19 protein-coding genes are annotated in these 18,531 nt (G+C 32.8%); 17 read left to right on the top strand and 2 right to left on the bottom strand.

The window, feature by feature from the left end; genetic code table 11:
• The first annotated feature begins 1 nt into the window (after position 1).
• The 9 genes from BK054_RS05115 to purD all read left to right on the top strand — a co-directional run bounded on the left by BK054_RS05115 (position 2) and on the right by purD (position 9,553).
• On the top strand, positions 2-727 hold the full coding sequence (locus tag BK054_RS05115; RefSeq protein ID WP_006262442.1) for a glycosyltransferase family 32 protein: 726 nt from the start codon (positions 2-4) through the stop codon (positions 725-727).
• Entirely contained in the window at positions 728-2,098 is a 1,371-nt protein-coding gene (locus BK054_RS05110; RefSeq protein WP_071307011.1) for an O-antigen ligase family protein, read from the top strand.
• Positions 2,082-2,891 (top strand): glycosyltransferase, encoded by an 810-nt coding sequence (locus BK054_RS05105; protein ID WP_006262440.1) that lies wholly within the window; start codon positions 2,082-2,084, stop codon positions 2,889-2,891. Before BK054_RS05110 ends, BK054_RS05105 begins: the two co-directional genes overlap by 17 nt.
• Complete coding sequence (locus tag BK054_RS05100) at positions 2,881-4,101, top strand: O-antigen ligase family protein (RefSeq protein WP_006262439.1); 1,221 nt, start codon at positions 2,881-2,883, stop codon at positions 4,099-4,101. Before BK054_RS05105 ends, BK054_RS05100 begins: the two co-directional genes overlap by 11 nt.
• Complete coding sequence (locus BK054_RS05095; RefSeq protein WP_071307010.1) at positions 4,101-5,204, top strand: glycosyltransferase; 1,104 nt, start codon at positions 4,101-4,103, stop codon at positions 5,202-5,204. Before BK054_RS05100 ends, BK054_RS05095 begins: the two co-directional genes overlap by 1 nt.
• A 468-nt stretch (positions 5,205-5,672) precedes the next feature.
• Positions 5,673-5,837, top strand: a complete 165-nt coding sequence (locus BK054_RS18425; RefSeq protein ID WP_006262437.1) for a hypothetical protein — start codon at positions 5,673-5,675, stop codon at positions 5,835-5,837.
• Positions 5,838-5,843: 6 nt separating this feature from the next.
• Positions 5,844-6,827 carry a UDP-glucuronic acid decarboxylase family protein gene (locus tag BK054_RS05090; protein WP_006262436.1) on the top strand — a complete coding sequence of 328 codons (984 nt, stop codon included), beginning with the start codon at positions 5,844-5,846 and terminating at the stop codon, positions 6,825-6,827.
• Positions 6,827-8,176 (top strand): exopolysaccharide biosynthesis polyprenyl glycosylphosphotransferase, encoded by a 1,350-nt coding sequence (locus BK054_RS05085; protein WP_071307009.1) that lies wholly within the window; start codon positions 6,827-6,829, stop codon positions 8,174-8,176. Before BK054_RS05090 ends, BK054_RS05085 begins: the two co-directional genes overlap by 1 nt.
• 105 nt (positions 8,177-8,281) lie before the next feature.
• Positions 8,282-9,553: a phosphoribosylamine--glycine ligase gene (gene purD / locus BK054_RS05080; protein ID WP_071307008.1), complete on the top strand. Its 1,272-nt coding sequence runs from the start codon at positions 8,282-8,284 to the stop codon at positions 9,551-9,553.
• A gap of 9 nt (positions 9,554-9,562) precedes the next feature.
• On the opposite strand, the gene BK054_RS05075 is transcribed toward purD, so the two are convergent.
• Entirely contained in the window at positions 9,563-9,793 is a 231-nt protein-coding gene (locus BK054_RS05075; protein ID WP_006257986.1) for a DUF6341 family protein, read from the bottom strand.
• 111 nt (positions 9,794-9,904) lie between these two features.
• Here BK054_RS05075 and BK054_RS05070 point away from each other — a divergent pair, with 111 nt between their 5' ends.
• A complete protein-coding gene (locus tag BK054_RS05070; protein WP_006257987.1) occupies positions 9,905-10,843 on the top strand; it encodes a DUF6427 family protein in 939 nt (312 codons plus the stop codon).
• On the opposite strand, the gene upp is transcribed toward BK054_RS05070, so the two are convergent.
• Entirely contained in the window at positions 10,838-11,491 is a 654-nt protein-coding gene (gene upp / locus BK054_RS05065; RefSeq protein ID WP_006257988.1) for a uracil phosphoribosyltransferase, read from the bottom strand. The two genes, BK054_RS05070 and upp, sit on opposite strands and share 6 nt — an antisense overlap.
• A gap of 59 nt (positions 11,492-11,550) precedes the next feature.
• On the opposite strand from upp, the gene BK054_RS05060 reads away from it, so the two are divergent.
• The 7 genes from BK054_RS05060 to BK054_RS05030 all read left to right on the top strand — a co-directional run bounded on the left by BK054_RS05060 (position 11,551) and on the right by BK054_RS05030 (position 18,528).
• Complete coding sequence (locus BK054_RS05060; protein WP_006257989.1) at positions 11,551-12,156, top strand: DUF4254 domain-containing protein; 606 nt, start codon at positions 11,551-11,553, stop codon at positions 12,154-12,156.
• Positions 12,157-12,230: 74 nt separating this feature from the next.
• A complete protein-coding gene (locus BK054_RS05055; protein ID WP_006257990.1) occupies positions 12,231-13,277 on the top strand; it encodes a glycosyltransferase family 9 protein in 1,047 nt (348 codons plus the stop codon).
• 29 nt (positions 13,278-13,306) lie between these two features.
• On the top strand, positions 13,307-13,819 hold the full coding sequence (locus tag BK054_RS05050; RefSeq protein ID WP_006257991.1) for an adenine phosphoribosyltransferase: 513 nt from the start codon (positions 13,307-13,309) through the stop codon (positions 13,817-13,819).
• 685 nt (positions 13,820-14,504) lie between these two features.
• On the top strand, positions 14,505-15,185 hold the full coding sequence (locus tag BK054_RS05045; protein WP_006257992.1) for an N-acetyltransferase: 681 nt from the start codon (positions 14,505-14,507) through the stop codon (positions 15,183-15,185).
• An 18-nt stretch (positions 15,186-15,203) separates the two neighbouring features.
• Positions 15,204-16,400, top strand: a complete 1,197-nt coding sequence (gene argG / locus BK054_RS05040) for an argininosuccinate synthase (protein ID WP_071307007.1) — start codon at positions 15,204-15,206, stop codon at positions 16,398-16,400.
• Positions 16,401-16,404: 4 nt separating this feature from the next.
• Positions 16,405-17,376: an N-acetyl-gamma-glutamyl-phosphate reductase gene (argC, locus tag BK054_RS05035; RefSeq protein ID WP_071307006.1), complete on the top strand. Its 972-nt coding sequence runs from the start codon at positions 16,405-16,407 to the stop codon at positions 17,374-17,376.
• 12 nt (positions 17,377-17,388) lie between these two features.
• Positions 17,389-18,528, top strand: coding sequence for an aspartate aminotransferase family protein (locus tag BK054_RS05030; protein ID WP_071307005.1), 1,140 nt, complete (start codon positions 17,389-17,391; stop codon positions 18,526-18,528).
• The last annotated feature ends 3 nt before the right edge of the window (positions 18,529-18,531 follow it).

Raw genomic sequence — 18,531 nt, 5'->3', positions numbered from 1 at the left:
TATGATACCAAAAATTATACATTATTGTTGGTTTGGAAAAGGAGAGTTTCCAGATTTAATAAATAAATGTGTTGAATCTTGGCGAAAATATCTACCAGAATATGAACTAATGTTTTGGACAGAAGATAATTTTGATTTGGATAGATATCCTTTTGCTAGGCAGGCATTAGAATGCAAAAAGTACGCGTTTGTTTCAGATGTATGTAGATTGTATGTTCTAAAGCAATATGGAGGTATTTATCTTGATACAGATGTTGAGATTTTGAAAAACTTAGACTGTTTTTTACATCATGAAGCATTTTCTGGCTTTGAAGATAATAATAGTGTTCCTACAGGAATAATGGCAAGTATTAAAGATGGAAGATGGGTTAGTGATATGTTAGAATATTATGAGAATAGAAGCTTTATAAAATCTGATGGTGAGATGGATATGACTACTAATGTTAATGTAATTACTGATATTATGAAGATTAAGGGGCTTGTTCTGAATAATTCTTTTCAAATAATACCAAATTATATAGCATTTTATCCGAGTGATGTATTTTGTCCTAAGTCCCATTTAGATGGTAAGATTAGAAAGACTGATAATACTGTAGCAATTCATCATTTTGCGGGCTCTTGGCTTTCTAAAACGGAGAGACGTAATAAAAAGATAAAAGTTTTTTTGAGAAATATTATAGGGAATAAGAATTTTGAGAGAATTAAATTATTAAAAAAGAAGGGATAAATGTATTTGTTTATAAAAAAGTGGTATACTTTATTTTTTTTAACAGGTATATTTTTAATACCGTTTAATCAGATTGCAGGACTTTCTATCCTTAGAGAGTATTCACATGAGTCTGCTATTTATTGCTGGTTATTAGGTGGGATATTAGCAATAATAGAGGATGTGTTTTTAAATAAAAGAATTATTTTTCCTTATAAGAGTAAAGTGATTTGGTTGTGGTCTTTGTTTTTTGGCTGGAGTTTATTAACGTATTTTTTTAATTATAGTGAAATACAGGTTAGTTATTTTAAACATAGGAGTGGTAATAATAAATTTATATTTCAGGCAATCTCTATTATTTTAACCTCATATTTTCTAATTTATTACTTCAGTAAGGTTTTAAAAAACTCATCAATTATATGTTTTTTTTATAAAATTAGAAGAATAGTTTTTATGTCTTTTATTATTGTATTTGTATACGGACTTTTAGAATTCTTAGTTAATATGTATAGTATAAGATGGGTCAAAGATTTTATAGAGTGGTTAAATTTTATGCCAATACTAGATAAGAGGGAATTTTATGGTGAAAGGTTGTCTTCAGTAAGCTTTGAGGTTCCAGCTTTAGGCAATTATCTCATATTTGCTTTTGGCTGGATGTTTAGTTATGTGTTTACAGAAAATAATTGGTTTAAAAGAATATTGCCAAGTATTGCTATAGTATTACTCACAATTTTAAGTGGAGCTCGAGCTGCTTTAGTAATAATTTTTATTCAAGTCTTAGTTGGTATATTATTGTATATTAAATATAAAGGGATAAAAGTAAATCTAAAATATTTGTTAGGTATTGTTTTTTCTTTATTGGTAATAGGGAGTTTAAATTTTAATAAAATAGTAGAAATTAGTTCTAAGAAATTAAACTTCTTTAATGTAGAGAGTAATATTTCTAATAAGACGCGATTTGGTATGCAATATGCAACAATACAAGTGTTTAAAGAAAATCCGATTGTAGGTGTTGGTTTAGGACAAAATGGTTTCCATAAAAGGAACCATTATCCTAATTGGGCAATTGAAAATAATAGTGAATTTACTGATTGGTATTTAAATGAAGAAGTGTATAGTTTTGCCCCGGATTTTAATCTCTATTTAAAGGTATTAGCTGAAACAGGAATTATTGGATTTGTTTTATTTTGTAGTTTCTTATTTCTTTTGATAAGAAAAGTATTTGTTGTTGCGACTGGTTCAAGTTTTGATATAACTGTTATAAGTGTTGTGTTATTTATAAGTATAATAGGGTACTTAATTAATTGGTTCCAATTAGATTATTTTAGACAGTTAGGTTTTTGGTTATGTGTAGTTATGTTAATTAGGATAGAAAATGGAGAAAGTGTTTAATAAGAATAGATTAGCATTATTAATCCCTTTTTATAATGATTTTGAAGGGTTGCTGAAGTCTTTAAATTCAATAAAGGATAAACTTGTTGTGGATGTAGTAATTGTAGATGATGGTAGTAAAGAAGTTTTAAAACGGAGTCATCTAGAAGGAATAACTTTTGAAGGGAATGTTAATATAATTACGATGATAGAAAATGTTGGTATTGAGAATGCGTTAAATGCTGGATTAGAGTATATAAAAGATAATGATTACGAATATGTTGGTAGGTTGGATAGTGGAGACACTTGTTTAGAGGATAGATTCTTTAAACAGGTGACATATTTAGATCAGAATCCGGACTTATTGTTGTTAGGATCTTGGGCGAATTATATAGATGAGAAAAGTAATAAGTTTTTATATATATTACAGCATCCTTGTTCTAATGATCAAATAGTAAAAAAGATGCGCTATAATAGTTGTTTTGTCCACCCTTCAGTTGTTTTTAGATTAGAAGTTGTAAAAGATGTTGGTTATTATCCTATTGATTGTAAATACGCTGAAGACTACGGTTATTTTTATAATATAATGAATTTTGGAAGGGTAGAGAATTATCCTGAACCTCTAATTAATTACTATGTAAATGAGAAGTCAATAAGTACTTTGAGAAGAAAAGAACAGATAAGGAGTCGGATAAAGGTGATTAAAAAAAACGTACCTTTTTCTCTTGTGAAAATACTTAGTCTTGGAAGAAACTACTTACTATTATATACTTCAAGGAATCTAATATTAAAAATCAAACAGTATGTTAAGTAAAATACGAAGTTATTTATACCCACTCAGTGTTTCTTTATTTTTATTCTTCCTTTTCTTTGATTTTAGAATAGTGAACATAGCTTTAGTATTACTATTAATTACTTCTTTTTTGAATGTAAAAGAGGGGTGGAATGACTTTAAGAATTATTACCAAGAAAATAAGAGCATTGTATTTATTCTTTTTACTATTGTAATGTATCAATTGATAAGAGCCTTTATAGGCGATGATTTAGGAGATAAAAGGATAGGTTTTTTAGGTTTACTATTAGTTTCTTTTTTTGGGTTGTTTAATATAAAAGATATTAAAAAGCTCTTTTCTGCGATTATACTAATCTTATTCTTTTTAGTTGTAGGAGGTGGATTTAATATATATAAATATTTTATTAGCAGTGACGAATTCAATATGAGTACAGGAGGACATATTGATCCTATGCTTATTGTTGCTAGACCTTATTTAGGGTTTATACTGAATATAGGTATAATTCTTTCTTTTTTTATGTTCTCAAAGATTAAGAGTAAAGTTAGGTACATATATTTAGGGGCAGCATTGCTTTTTGTATGCTATATGATGTTTATAGCTATCCGTATTCAATTAGTTTCATTAGTATGTATAGGAGTAATCTATTATATTTTCTATAATAAGATGAAGGTGTTGTATAAGTTAGGATTACTGATATTGTTACTATCTTTTAGTATTGGGATAGTATCAGTTAGTCCAACTCTTAAAAATCGCTTTGAAGTAGATACTTTAATTGGGACAAATGTGATTGATAAGTTAGCAGAAAAAGAACCTAGAATAGTAATATGGAGATGTGCTAGTTCTATAGCAAAAGGAGAAGATTTTAGTCCTATAGTAGGAGTGGGTAATATTGGTATTATAGATAATAAATTAGCTCAATGCTATGATGACTCTACACGTGATAATAAAATGAGACAATATTTTCTTGATGCATTATTTAATACTCATAACCAATTTATCGAATATTATTTATTATCAGGTGCTATAGGTGTATTGTTGTTGTTTAGTTTATTTTTTAGAACGGCAGTAATAGTTAGAAAAAACTTTTTTTCAATAGGATTATTGGTTTGTCTATTTAATTTTTGTTTTGTTGAAAACTTATTAGATAGACAATTAGGAGCTTATTTGTTTGGGTTTACTTTGTTTTTGATAGTTAGTATAAAGTTTTTTGATAATAAAAAAGAGGCTTAATGAAGAAAGCATTGGTAGTAGATTGGTATGATAAATATGGTGGGGCGGAACGTGTAGTAGCTATTTTGAATAAAGAATATAGTTTTGATGAAACATATACAATGGTAAATGTTATGTCTGAGAATGATTTGAATAAAATTTACACTCTGCAGAATAGAAAAATTATTACGTCATCATTACAGATATTTGGTAAGTTTTTTAGAGTGTTATTTCCATTGTTTCCTTTTTTTATTAGAAAATTGAAAGTTGACTCAGATATAGAGGTGATTATCTCATCTTCTCACTGTGTAGCTAAAGGAATTAGGAAAAGTAGAAAAGAGCAAGTACATTTTAGTTATTTTCAAGCAAGGAACTTTAAGTATATTTGGGAAGAAGCAGCATTGTATTTTGGTGTATTTACACCACTTTTCACACCACTTTTTAGATTTCTTCAGAAACAAGATTATAAGCAAGCACAGTTACCAGATTATATTATAGTAAACTCTAAGTTTGTTCAACAATGGGTGAAGAAGAACTATAATAGAGATTCAATAGTTATATATCCACCAGTTAATACAGAAAAGTTTAATTTATGTATTGATAAAGAAGACTATTATGTAACTGTAGGTAGACTTGTAGAGTATAAAAGATTTGATGTTATAGTTAAAGCTTTTAAAGATAATGGCAAAAGATTAGTTATTATTGGTGATGGAAGTATGAAGAAAAAACTAGAAACTATTGCCATAGACAGTCAGAATATTGAATTTAAAGGTTTTTTAGAGTCAGAAGATGTTTATAAATATATTAGTAGGGCAAAAGGGTTTATTCATGCTGGAGTTGAAGATTTTGGGATTGCACCATTAGAAGCTCAAGCATGTGGAACACCTGTTATTGCATATGGTCAGGGAGGTGTACTTGAGACTGTGATTGATGGCGTTACTGGTGTTTTATTTGAAGAGCAGACAGAAGTGTCATTGAATAAAGCTATTCAATTTTTTGAAAGAATAGAGTTTGACTTGAATTTAGTAAGACAAAATGCTATGAGATTTTCAGAAAATAATTTTGTAAAAAATATAGATAGTTATATTATGGAAAAGCTATCATATATTGTTTTAAATAAATGATGGTGTTATAGTTGCTGTAACAGTATGTTTGTAATTTTTTAGTTTATTTAAATTAACTATTAATGAGATTTCGTTATAATATTCAAGGGCTTAGAACTGTTGCTGTTCTATTAGTTTTTATATTTCATCTCTCTCCTTCCTTTCTGTAAGGAGGGTTTGTTGGTGTTAATATATCTTTCGCTATATCTGTTTTTTGGTTAGTAGTATTATTCTAGATAAGAAAAGTCGAATAGCTTTTGATTTCTCATAGTTTTATTTAAAATAGATTAAAAGAGAATAGTTCCTGTTTTTGTTGTATTATTAGTTTTAATAGGTGTTCTTGGAGATTATCCAATGTTAAAAACTAATCTTGTCCTAAGATATAGAAAATATATTTGAAAAGATGTCAGTAGTAATGATAGCTTAGAGGTTAATCCATTATCATCTTATGTAAAAGAACTAATAAGTAAGTCAAATAAAGTGGTGTATATGAATCTAAATTGTAATAGAGTTATCAATCAATTGCCATTTATTAATGACACTTTAGGATATTATGATGATTCACATTTTAATGAGTATGGTAGCAGAAAGCTTACTAATTATTTAGATAAGGATTTAGTTCTTTTTTTTAGGAAAGAGGGAATCATAAAATAAATTGAGATGAAAAAAATATTAATAACAGGAGCAGCAGGTTTTTTAGGCTCGCATTTATGTGATCGTTTTATAGCTGAAGGTTTCCATGTAATAGGAATGGATAATTTAATTACAGGTGATTTAAAGAATATCCAACACCTATTTCAATTAGAGAACTTTGAGTTTTATCATCATGATGTAACGAAGTTTGTTCATATACCAGGAGAGTTAGATTACATACTTCATTTCGCATCACCAGCGAGTCCGATAGATTATTTAAAGATACCTATTCAGACGCTAAAAGTAGGTTCATTAGGAACGCATAATCTACTTGGCTTAGCTCGTGTAAAAGGAGCGCGTATTTTGATAGCATCTACATCAGAGATATATGGAGATCCATTAGTACATCCACAGACAGAAGAATACTACGGAAATGTAAATACGATAGGACCAAGAGGGGTATATGATGAAGCTAAACGATTCCAAGAATCTATTACAATGGCATATCATACATTCCATAATGTAGAAACAAGAATAGTACGTATTTTCAACACTTATGGCCCTCGTATGAGACTTAATGATGGACGTGTTATACCTGCGTTTATTGGTCAAGCATTAAGAGGAGAAGATTTAACTGTCTTTGGTGATGGTAGTCAGACTAGATCTTTTTGTTATGTAGATGATCAAGTTGATGGTATCTATAGATTACTGTTATCAGACTATCACCTACCAGTTAATATTGGAAATCCAGATGAGATTACAATATTAGACTTTGCTAAAGAGATTATTGCCCTTACTCAGTCAGAACAAAAGATTATTTATAAGGATTTACCAATAAATGACCCTTTACAACGTTGTCCTAGTATTGAGAAGGCTAAGAGCATATTAGGTTGGGAACCAAAAGTCGGTAGAAGTGAGGGTATGAAGTTGACGTATGAGTACTTTAAAGCTTATTCAAGTGAGGATTTATTAAGAGAAGAACATAAAGATTTTTCAAAGTATATATATTAGTGAGTAAAAATTCAGGTAGATATTCGTATTTAATTAGACCATTGACTATAGCTATTGATTTGTTTGTAATCAATACAATGGCAGCTTTATACTTCTCTAGTTTAAAAGGAGTATATCTATTTCATTTAGTCATTACTATTGGTTGGATTATTGCAGCATGGATGAGCGACTTCTATGGAGTCTTCCGCCATACACGAGTAGTTAAGATTGGAGAGAAAATAGTAAAGCAGTTTGTTCTGATCTTAGTATTGATTACCTCTTTTAACGGGATTGCAGCTAGGTTTGCAGAACCTTTAGATATATTCCTATACTGTGTATATGCTTTTGGGATTATTACAGGAGTGAAGTCTTTTATCTTTTTCTCTTTAAAGTATTTTCGAAAAGTACTAGGGGGGAACTCTAGAAATATCATTTTAATAGGAAAGAGTAAGGAAATATCTTTATTAAATAAACTGTTTATAAAGAGAGGAGATCTTGGATATAGAATAGTTGCTACTTATGATGATGTATTATGTTTAGAAAAAGTAGATGAGATAGAACAACTTATCTTGGAGAATAAGGTAGATGAGATTTATATACAGTTTTCAATAATCCAAGGGGAGGATTATCATAGATTATTAGAATTGGCAGATAATAATTTAGTAACATTAAAGTATGTACCTACCCAAAAACAGATTATTACACATAATCTGAAGGTAGACTATTATGACTTGATAGCTATTGTCCCTAGACGTGTTATTCCTTTGGATAAGCCCTATAATAAGCTATTAAAAAGGTTATTTGATATTGTATTCTCTTCTTTAGTGATTGTATTTGTGTTGTCTTGGTTATTTCCTTTACTCGCTATTTTGATTAAAAGAGAATCTAAAGGACCTGTATTCTTTAAACAGAAAAGAACTGGAGTCAATGATGAAGAGTTTGTATGTTATAAGTTCAGGTCTATGGCTGTTAATGATGATTGTGATCAGAAGCAAGCGACTAAGAATGATATGCGTGTAACTAAGATAGGAGCTTTTATTCGTAAAACTAGTTTAGATGAGTTTCCTCAGTTTATTAATGTCTTTTTAGGAGATATGTCTATCGTAGGGCCTAGACCTCATATGGTGGTTCATACGAAGTTATATTCAAAGAGAGTAAACAAGTTTATGCTACGTCACCTTATCAAGCCAGGAATTACAGGGATGGCACAGACACATGGATATAGAGGAGAAATAGAAACAGATAGAGATATTATTAATCGATTCAAGTATGATTTGTTTTATTTAGAGAACTGGTCTATACTCTTAGATTTAAAGATTGTGTATCTTACTGTTTACAATGTTTTTAAAGGAGAAAAAAAAGCATATTAATAGGAAAGCATCTAAACTAAATTAGATGCTTTTTTCTTTAGAGTAACTTTCGTTATTGTGTTATTTATATTTATTTTTGGTGTTTAATAACAAACAACACAATTAATGAAAATTTTACTATTAGGTTCAGGAGGACGTGAGCACGCACTTGCTTGGAAAATGCTTCAAAGTTCTAAATGTGAAGAGTTATTCGTAGCACCAGGAAATGCTGGTACAGCGAAAATTGCTAAGAATATAGCGGTCAATCCAAATGATTTTGAAGCAGTAAAGAAGACTGTTCTAGAGCATAAGATTGATATGGTGGTAGTAGGATCTGAAGATCCTCTTGTAAAAGGAATTGTAGATTTCTTTAAAGGAGATGATCTAGTAAATCATATTCCTGTAATAGGACCTTCTATGAAAGGAGCACAATTAGAAGGAAGTAAAGACTTCGCTAAAGAGTTTTTATTTAAACATAATATACCGACAGCTGGTTATGCTACTTTCACAAAAGATACAGTAGAAGAAGGGAAGAAGTTCTTAGAGACAGTAAAAGCTCCTTATGTATTGAAAGCAGATGGATTAGCAGCAGGTAAAGGAGTAGTTATTTTAGAAGACATCAATGAAGCTAAGGCGGAGTTAGAGAATATGTTAGTAGATGCTAAGTTTGGTGATGCTAGTTCTAAAGTAGTTATTGAAGAATTCTTGTCTGGTATAGAATTGAGTTGTTTTGTATTAACGGATGGTAAATCATATAAGTTATTACCAACTGCAAAAGACTACAAGAGAATAGGAGAAGGAGATAAAGGGTTAAATACAGGAGGTATGGGAGCAGTTTCTCCAGTTCCTTTTGCTACTGATGACTTTTTAAAGAAAGTAGAAGAGAGAGTAGTTATTCCTACTGTAAGAGGATTGCAAGAAGACAACTTAGACTTTAAAGGTTTCGTATTCATTGGATTGATTAAGGTTGGAGATGATCCATTCGTGATTGAGTATAATGTACGTATGGGAGATCCTGAGACAGAAGTGGTGATGCCTAGAGTGAAGACTGATTTAGTAGATCTTTTTGAAGCAGTGGCTAACGAAACACTTGATACAGTAGAGATAGAGTTAGATGAGCGCACAGCTACTACAGTAATGTTAGTATCGGGTGGTTATCCTGAAGAGTATGAGAAAGGAAAAGTAATTACAGGTATAGATGACGTAACAGACTCTATTGTATTCCATGCTGGAACAGCACTAAAAGATGGAGAAGTAGTGACTAATGGAGGTCGTGTATTAGCTGTTACATCTTATGGAAACAGTTACGATGAGGCATTAAAAAAATCTTATCAAAACATAGCTAAGCTAAATTTCGATAAGATTTATTACCGTTCAGATATAGGTTTCGATTTGTAAAAATCGAAACTATTTTAAAAATGAGTGGGCTGTAGTATCTTGGTCATCTTCATTATTTGCTTTGAAGATTTTTAGTTGTTTTAACCAAAAAGCAAAATAGTAGCAAGTAATAAGGATAAACGCCCAAGTAATAATATTTGCAGTCCACCAATTTGTTAATTCTAATTTTGCAAAAAGATCCATTGGAATAAATAGAACTTTTTCAAAAAGGAATCCTAATCCAAGAAAAAATGAAGTCATTGTACTTTATTTTAAATTAAATAAAATTATTTTATTAATCCGTTACTAAACTTATTCAACCGATAAAATGGAAGTATAGGCTTAATATGTACAAAAATATAAAATATATAAATGTTAGCAAGTATTTTTAGTAAAACAAAACCAATTAATTACATTATACTGACCATCTTAATTCTATTAATCAGTGTTTTGTACTTATTTATAGACCAAGATCAGTTGGTTTGGACTACTTATGAGTTTGGTAAAAGAACTGTTTTACTAGCTTTGCTAATGGTGATGATGTATTTATCACAGTTTATTGCTACTCGTAATCGATTAGTAAGGGACAATGCTTATGTACCTCTTTTATTCGTCTCTTTTTTAATGCTATTCCCTACTGTTTTAGTACATAGTAAGGTTATTATAGCGAACTACTTTATCATGTTGGCATTGAGAAGAATATTCTCATTGCATTCATTGAAGCAGTCTAAGGAGAAGATGTTTGATACCTCTTTATGGATTTTTGTAGCAGGGTTATTTCACTTTTGGAGTGTATTATTTTTACTTCTATTGTTCTTTGCGATAACTTATTTTGGAGCAAAAGATTATAGAAACTGGTTTATCCCAATTATTGCTTTTTTCTGTGTTTCTATATTTTTAGAATTGTACTTAGTGATTACAGACGGTAGTTATTATGACTGGTTCTGGGAGAAGTGTAGAGTGAGCTTTGACTTTATGTATTTTGAAAACGTATATCAGAATATTGCTTTGGCAGTCTATGTACCTATCGCTTTACTATTCTTTGTGAGCCAAGCAGCGAGTATTTCTTCGAAGCCTTTTAATATGCAAAGCACCTATAAGAAAATACTGTTATCTTTCCTTATAGGCGTTGCTATTTATGTGATTTCTGCTGATAAAAACAATGGAACTTTAATATTTACTTTCTTCCCATTAGCTGTATTAGGAGCTAATTATATAGAAGATATTCCACAGAAGTGGAGAAGAGAAGCCATAGTATACAGCGTATTTGGACTAGGGGTATTCTTCTACTTCATGCAGTTAGTATTATAGTTTATGTCCGTATGCTAGATCTCCAGCATCACCTAGTCCTGGTACGATATAATTGTGATCATCTAATTTCTCATCTAGAGTAGCTACCCATAGATTTACATTATCAGGAAGGTTTTCTTCTAAGTATTGTACTCCTTCAGGAGCAGCGATAACTACAGCTATATGTAGTTCTTTTGGCTTTTCTTCAGCCATTAGCTTATTGATTACGGCTACTAGAGATTGTCCTGTAGCTAACATAGGGTCAATAAGGATCAATATTTTGTCCTGGAATGAAGGTGCCGCTTGATACTCAACTAAGATCTCACTAGCCTCACCATGTTTTCCATGACGGCGATAAGCAGATACGAATCCATTCTCAGCGTTGTCAAAGAAGTTCATAAACCCTGTGTGTAGTGCTAAACCAGCACGTAGGATAGAACATAATACTACATTGTCTTCAATGCACGTTGTGTGTTTAACTCCTAGAGGAGTTTGTACAGCGATATCCTTATAAGGTAACTTTTTACTTAACTCATAAGACATAATCTCTCCGATTCGCTCGATATTTTTTCTAAATCGCATGCTATCTTTTTGGATATTAACGTCTCTAAGTTGTGCTAAAAAGTGGTTCAGGATACTGTTTTCTGCTGAAATATAATGAATTTTCATCTCGGTATAATTAGTACGATAAAGGTATAAAAACTATATTTGTAAATAAAATAATTAGTATGTTTTCAGAATTAGCATTTCCAATATTCGAAGAGAGTATTCGTGACTATCATAAATTTGATAATGTTGACCAGCCAATCAACAACCCATATCCAAAAGATGATATCAAACATTTATTGTATTTAAAGAACTGGATTGACACTGTTCAATGGCATTTCGAAGATATTATTCGCGATCCACAGATTGATCCTGTAGCTGCATTAGCATTGAAAAGAAGAATTGATGCTTCGAATCAAGAGCGTACAGATATGGTAGAATATATTGATAGCTATTTCTTACAAAAACATAAAGATGTACAAGTAAAGGCTACTGCTAAGATTAACTCTGAGAGTCCAGCTTGGGCTATTGACAGATTATCTATCTTAGCTCTTAAGATTTATCACATGAATGAAGAAGCTACTAGACCTGAAGCTACTCAAGATCACAGAGATAAATGTCAAGCTAAATTGGATGTACTTTTAGAACAAAAGAAAGACTTAACTACTGCTATCGATGATTTATTAAATGATATCGCTAACGGAGATAAGTATATGAAAGTATACAAGCAAATGAAAATGTACAATGATGAGGAATTAAACCCTGTATTGTACCAAAACAAGAAATAATCATATCTTTGATAAAAAATATAGAAAGCGTGAGTATTCACGCTTTTCTTGTTCATAACCTAATTTAACTAGTTGTGGCACAGTTGAAACATATATTGGTATTTAGATTGTCTGCTATGGGGGATGTCGCTATGACAGTGCCTGTAGTGCGTGCTTTAGTAGCACAGCATCCAGATGTACGAGTGACTGTAGTATCTCGTCCTTTTTTCAAACCTTTTTTTAAAGATATAGACAGGGTTGATTTCTTTGCAGTTGACGTAAAGAAACGACACAAAGGATTCTTGGGTTTGATCAGATTATTTAGTGACTTAAAGAAGCTTAAGGTTGATTATTTTGCTGATTTTCACAATGTACTACGAGCACAGATTATCAGAAGCTTATTTAGTTTAAGTGGTACTAAAGTAGCTGCATTAGATAAAGGAAGAGAAGGAAAGAAAGAACTTACTCGAGCAGAGAACAAAGTCTTTAAACAGTTGCCTACGATGTTTTCTAATCATCAGAATACATTAGCTAAGCTTGGCTTTAAAGTGGATTTAACTAATCCTCAGTTCCCTGCTGTACCAGAGTTAGCCCCAGAGTTATTACAATATGTAAAGGAGAAAGATACCATATGGATTGGGATTGCTCCTTTCGCACAGTATGATACGAAAGTGTATCCTCTTAACTTGATGCAACAAGTAGTAGACTCCTTAGCAGAACGTGAGAAGTCTATCATATTCTTATTTGGAGGAGGAGAAAAAGAAATAGCTTTATTGAACCAGCTAAAGCGCGATAACTATAATGTAATCGTGATGGCAGGTAAGGTGAAGTTTGATATAGAGATTAATCTTATACAGCATTTAGATGTAATGCTATCAATGGATTCAGGAAATGCACATATAGCAGCTATGCTTGGCAAGAAAGTTGTGACTCTGTGGGGAGCGACACATCCTTATGCGGGTTTTGCGCCGTTTAATCAACCTGCAGACTATTGTATCACTGCGGATAGGTCACAGTATCCATTATTACCTACGTCTGTGTATGGAAATAAGATTGTAGAAGGGTATGAAAACGCGATGCATACAATAGATCCGCAAGTAGTGTGTGACAAGGTTATAGAAGTAATAAAATCAGATAAATAATTGTATTTTTACAGTATAAAATATTGACTATGAACATAGCAGATTATATTAGAGATATTCAAGATTTTCCGAAGGAAGGTATTGGTTTTAAAGATATCACACCATTATTAAATGACCATGCAGCTATGGTAGAAGCTACTAATCAGTTATTAGCATTAGTAGGTGATAAGAAGATTGATAGAGTAGTAGGGATGGAGAGTAGAGGTTACTTTTTTGCTACTTTGTTAGCAGAGAAGCTTGGAGCAGGATTTATTCCTGTGCGTAAACCAGGTAAACTTCCTTTTGACACGATATCTGAAGCGTATGGATTAGAGTACGGAACAGATATCCTAGAGATACATACTGATTCGATTAAGCCAGGAGAGAAGGTATTAATCCATGATGATGTATTAGCTACTGGAGGTACAGCAGAGGCTGTATGTAAGCTTGTAGAGCGTTTAGGAGGAGAGATAGTACAAGTAAACTTCTTAATGGAACTATCATTCTTACACGGAAGAGATAAGTTATCTAATTATGACGTGAAGAGCTTAATTAGCTACTAATACGATAAAAAACATACTTATAGCCCTATTCAGTGTCTTATTATAAGAGACATTGAATAGGGCTTTTTTTATTGTGTTATTGGAGAATAATTCCTCTTTTTTATTCCATTTTATCACCGTTATTATAGGCTAATTGAGTGGAATATTAGAGGTAAAAACGATATTTTTATAGCGTTTATTTAGAGAATAAAATACCCTTTTTAATGGTGGTTTATATCCTATTTTAAATAAAGGGAGAGTGCAGAAATGACGTTCAAAATGAACTATTAGGTAAAATGAACTAAAAATATTTTGAATCAAATACTGTCAAACTCTTAGTATATAAGGTATTGAGTGATGTTTTATTTTTTTAATAAAAACCTTGCATAATCCAATTTTAATTAGAAAACTTTGTTCATGCTTATTTAAGCAGTTATAAAACTTATGAAGAGAACCGATTTAAATATTACTTTTATCTCTAACAACATTGCCTTAGCAACTGTTGCGGTTTTCTCATTGTCTACATCGCGGTCATCTCGCGCCCGGGCTTAATCTTTTTTAGCCTTTTTTTAGTATAATGCCTTTTTTGGCATTATATCTGTACATATATCATTGATTTTTAATGCTTTTCAGACAGTCTGAGGATTATTGTACCTATTCGGTATCAATATCTTGGCTCGTTTGATTCTTAATCACTTGTTTTGAAATGAATTCAAATCAGTTTATCGTAATTCCTGCGAATGAAACACACGTAGGATATGCGGAACAAATTTGTGAAGAAATGGCTCAGTCAGCTCTTGCTAGAGGGACTGGTATTGCTAGAAGAAAACCAGAGTACGTTGCCAATAAAATGGTTGAAGGTAAGGCTGTTATCGCCCTACATGTTGATGGTACTTGGGCTGGTTTTTGTTACATAGAGACTTGGAGTCACGGTGATTATGTAGCCAATTCTGGACTGATTGTGAACCCTGTTTTTAGAAAAGAGGGACTGGCAAAAGCTATTAAAAAATGTGTTTTTGAATTATCTAGAAAGAAATATCCAAAGGCTAAAATATTCGGTCTAACTACAGGGTTTGCTGTAATGAAGATCAACTCAGATTTAGGCTATGAGCCTGTGCCTTACTCAGAACTAACTCAGGATGAGATGTTCTGGAAAGGGTGTGAGAGTTGTGTAAACTTCCAAATCTTACAGAGTAAAGAGAAGAAAAACTGTCTTTGTACAGCCATGCTTTGGAACCCAGAAGATAAAGAAAAAGAGCTTCGGAATAAAATAGACCAAAAGACCAAAGCAAAAGAGAGACTTAAAAATATGCAGAAAAAGTACTCATTGCTGAAACGATTGCAAATGCAATTGAAGAAAACAGTCAAAAAAACACATCTATTTTAATTTTAAAACACATCAATCATGAATAATAAGAAAGTTGTATTAGCATTTAGCGGAGGATTAGACACGAGCTTCTGTGTAATTTATTTAAAAGAAGAATTAGGGTATGAAGTACACTCTGTAGTGGTAAACACAGGTGGATTTGATGCAGCAGAAGTGAAGACTATCGAAGAGAAAGCGTATGCTTTAGGAGTTGCTTCTCACACGACTATCGATGAGACAGAGGACTACTATAACGACAGTGTGAAGTACTTGATCTTTGGTAACGTATTGAAGAATGCTACTTACCCATTATCAGTAAGTGCTGAACGTGTATGTCAGGCTACAGCTATTGCTAATTACGCTAAGAAGATTGGTGCCGAAGCGGTAGCTCACGGTAGTACAGGGGCAGGGAATGACCAAGTGCGTTTTGATATGATCTTTAATATATTGGTGCCTAGTGTACAGATTATTACGCCGATTAGAGATCTAAAATTAAGCAGAGAAGAAGAGATCGAGTTCTTACAAAAACACGGTGTCGAAATCAATGCAGAGAAAGCAAAATATTCAATTAATAAAGGTTTATGGGGAACTTCAGTAGGTGGAAAAGAAACCCTAACCTCTAATCTATATTTACCAGAAGAGGCATGGCCTACACCGGTGACTAAAGTGACTCCTGAGACAGTGGAGATTACTTTTGATAAGGGTGAGCCAGTAGCTTTAAATGGTAAGAAACTAAAACCTACTGAGGTTATCCAACAGTTACAAGACTTAGCTCAACCATTCGGTATCGGTAGAGATATCCATGTAGGAGACACGATTATTGGGATTAAAGGGAGAGTTGGTTTTGAAGCAGCAGGGCCTATTATTTTAGTGAAAGCGCACCACACTTTAGAGAAACATACGTTGACGAAGTGGCAACTAAGTTGGAAGGAGCAGTTGGCGTCATTCTATGGTAACTACCTACACGAAGGACAATTCCACGATCCAGTAATGAGAGATATGGAAGCATTCTTGAGCAGTACACAGCAGACCGTAAGTGGTAAGGTAATCGTAGAGTTACACCCACACCGTTTTGTGGTGATAGGTATAGAGTCAGAGCATGACCTAATGTCTAATAAGTTTGGTAGCTATGGAGAGATGAACAATGCATGGACAGGCGAAGATGTAAAAGGGTTCTCTAAGATCTTTGGTAACCAAGTCATGATTTGGCACAAAGTTAATAACCAAGACCAATAGAACTATGCAGACAATAAAAGCAGGAATAGTAGGAGGTGCTGGCTATACGGGAGGAGAGTTGTTGAGACTTCTCTTACCTCATCCCGCAGTAGAGATCACCTTTGTACACTCTAACAGTAGCGCTGGTAAGCCAGTATATGAGATTCACAGTGACCTATTCGGAGATACAGACTTACATTTTACGAATGTGTTGATGGAGGATATTGATGTATTGTTTTTGTGTATGGGGCATGGAGATTCTAAAGTGTTCTTAGCAGAGAATGACATTGATAAGGAGATTAAGATTATAGACCTCAGCCAAGACTTTAGATTAAAAGATACAGCAGGAGAGTTCGTTTATGGCTTGCCAGAGTTGAATAAAGAGAAGATAAAGAAAGCGAATTATATAGCTAATCCAGGTTGTTTTGCTACAGCATTACAGTTAGCCTTGTTGCCTTTAGCACATGCAGCTAAGATGCCTGAGTCTGTTTATATCAATGCTTTGACAGGGTCTACAGGAGCTGGACAGAGTCTATCTACTACATCTCACTTTAGTTGGAGAGCGAATAATATATCAGTATATAAAGCCTTCACTCACCAACACCTTAGCGAGATAGGAGAAAGCCTTGTACAACTACAACCTGACTATGTACAGAACATTAAGTTTATCCCAGAGAGAGGAGACTTCGCTAGAGGGATTTTTGCAAGTGTGATGTTTGAATCGACTTTGACAGAAGAAGAGCTTTACACGATGTACAGCACATATTATGCATCACACCCATTTACACACGTAAGCAAAAAGGGCATTGACCTAAAGCAAGTGGTAAATACGAACAAATGTTTGGTGTCTATCGTAAAGAATGGAAATGATGTATTAGTGACTAGTGCGATAGATAACCTACTAAAAGGAGCAAGCGGACAAGCTGTTCAAAACATGAACCTGCTATTCGGATTAGACGAAAAAACAGGTTTACAACTAAAAGCTTCGGCTTTCTAACAACGATTTATTATGATGAAATTATATGATGTATACCCACTTAACCCTATCGAGATTGTAAAAGGATTAGGGAGTAGAGTATATGACAGCAAGGGTCAAGAGTATTTAGATTTATATGGAGGGCACGCTGTGATCTCTATCGGTCATACTCATCCGCACTATGTAGCGAGATTAACGGACCAATTAAACAAAATCGGATTTTATTCTAATTCTATAGAAATCCCTCTTCAGCAGCAATTAGCTGCATTATTAGGGGAAGTAGCTGGGTTGGACAATTATCAATTGTTTTTGTGTAATTCAGGAGCAGAAGCAAATGAAAACGCTTTAAAATTAGCTTCTTTTTATAATGGTAAAAAGAAAGTTATCGCTTTTGATAAAGCTTTTCATGGGAGAACTTCTCTTGCTGTTTCTGCTACTGATAACCCAAAGATAGTTGCCCCAGTCAATCAAACAGAGAACATTGTGTTCTTGCCTTTTAACGATGAGCAAGCTCTTGAACAAGCTTTCGCATCTTACGGTGATGAAGTAACAGCAGTGATTATCGAAGGAATACAAGGTGTAGGTGGGATTAAGGTAGCTACAGATAGCTTCTTAGCGAAAATCAGAAGTCTTACTACGCAATATGATGCAGTATTTATCGCAGACGAAGTACAGTGTGGATATGGACGTACAGGTTCTTTCTACGCAGTGAATGACGGTGGAGTGAGTGCTGATATCTATACGATGGCTAAAGGGATGGGGAATGGATTCCCTATTGGAGCAATAGCGATAGGAGAGCAGTTTAAGCCTTGGCATGGACAGTTAGGAACTACTTTTGGAGGAAACCATTTAGCTTGTGCAGCAGCCCTATCTGTATTAGAGGTTATGAAGCAAGACAATCTAATGGCAAATACAGCACAAGTAGGGAACTACTTAATCAATGAATTAAAGAAATTAGACAAGATACAGGAAGTAAGAGGAAAAGGATTGATGATCGGAATAGACCTTGCTCCTGAGTTAAAAGAGGTTCGTAAAGAGCTATTAGTGAAAGACCACATCTTCACGGGTAATGCAAGCCCTAATGTAATTCGGTTGTTACCAGCATTAAATCTGACTCAAGCTGATGCAGATTTATTCTTGGATAAATTCAACAACAGATTACAACAATTCTAAAAA

Origin of the sequence: Myroides sp. ZB35 (assembly GCF_001865835.1) — a bacterium.
Classification (GTDB): domain Bacteria; phylum Bacteroidota; class Bacteroidia; order Flavobacteriales; family Flavobacteriaceae; genus Flavobacterium; species Flavobacterium odoratimimum.
Note: the sequence above shows the minus strand (reverse complement) of the source record. Positions and strands in the feature narration are given on the sequence as shown.

Excerpts from the sequence above, each read along its gene's own strand:
- BK054_RS05115 (WP_006262442.1), top strand. The coding sequence starts at position 2 with ATGATACCAAAAATTATACATTATTGTTGGTTTGGAAAAGGAGAGTTT.
- BK054_RS05110 (WP_071307011.1), top strand. The coding sequence starts at position 728 with ATGTATTTGTTTATAAAAAAGTGGTATACTTTATTTTTTTTAACAGGT.
- BK054_RS05105 (WP_006262440.1), top strand. The coding sequence starts at position 2,082 with ATGGAGAAAGTGTTTAATAAGAATAGATTAGCATTATTAATCCCTTTT.
- BK054_RS05100 (WP_006262439.1), top strand. The coding sequence starts at position 2,881 with ATGTTAAGTAAAATACGAAGTTATTTATACCCACTCAGTGTTTCTTTA.
- BK054_RS05095 (WP_071307010.1), top strand. The coding sequence starts at position 4,101 with ATGAAGAAAGCATTGGTAGTAGATTGGTATGATAAATATGGTGGGGCG.
- BK054_RS18425 (WP_006262437.1), top strand. The coding sequence starts at position 5,673 with ATGAATCTAAATTGTAATAGAGTTATCAATCAATTGCCATTTATTAAT.
- BK054_RS05090 (WP_006262436.1), top strand. The coding sequence starts at position 5,844 with ATGAAAAAAATATTAATAACAGGAGCAGCAGGTTTTTTAGGCTCGCAT.
- purD (WP_071307008.1), top strand. The coding sequence starts at position 8,282 with ATGAAAATTTTACTATTAGGTTCAGGAGGACGTGAGCACGCACTTGCT.
- BK054_RS05075 (WP_006257986.1), bottom strand. The coding sequence starts at position 9,793 with ATGACTTCATTTTTTCTTGGATTAGGATTCCTTTTTGAAAAAGTTCTA.
- BK054_RS05070 (WP_006257987.1), top strand. The coding sequence starts at position 9,905 with ATGTTAGCAAGTATTTTTAGTAAAACAAAACCAATTAATTACATTATA.
- upp (WP_006257988.1), bottom strand. The coding sequence starts at position 11,491 with ATGAAAATTCATTATATTTCAGCAGAAAACAGTATCCTGAACCACTTT.
- BK054_RS05060 (WP_006257989.1), top strand. The coding sequence starts at position 11,551 with ATGTTTTCAGAATTAGCATTTCCAATATTCGAAGAGAGTATTCGTGAC.
- BK054_RS05050 (WP_006257991.1), top strand. The coding sequence starts at position 13,307 with ATGAACATAGCAGATTATATTAGAGATATTCAAGATTTTCCGAAGGAA.
- BK054_RS05045 (WP_006257992.1), top strand. The coding sequence starts at position 14,505 with ATGAATTCAAATCAGTTTATCGTAATTCCTGCGAATGAAACACACGTA.
- argG (WP_071307007.1), top strand. The coding sequence starts at position 15,204 with ATGAATAATAAGAAAGTTGTATTAGCATTTAGCGGAGGATTAGACACG.
- argC (WP_071307006.1), top strand. The coding sequence starts at position 16,405 with ATGCAGACAATAAAAGCAGGAATAGTAGGAGGTGCTGGCTATACGGGA.
- BK054_RS05030 (WP_071307005.1), top strand. The coding sequence starts at position 17,389 with ATGATGAAATTATATGATGTATACCCACTTAACCCTATCGAGATTGTA.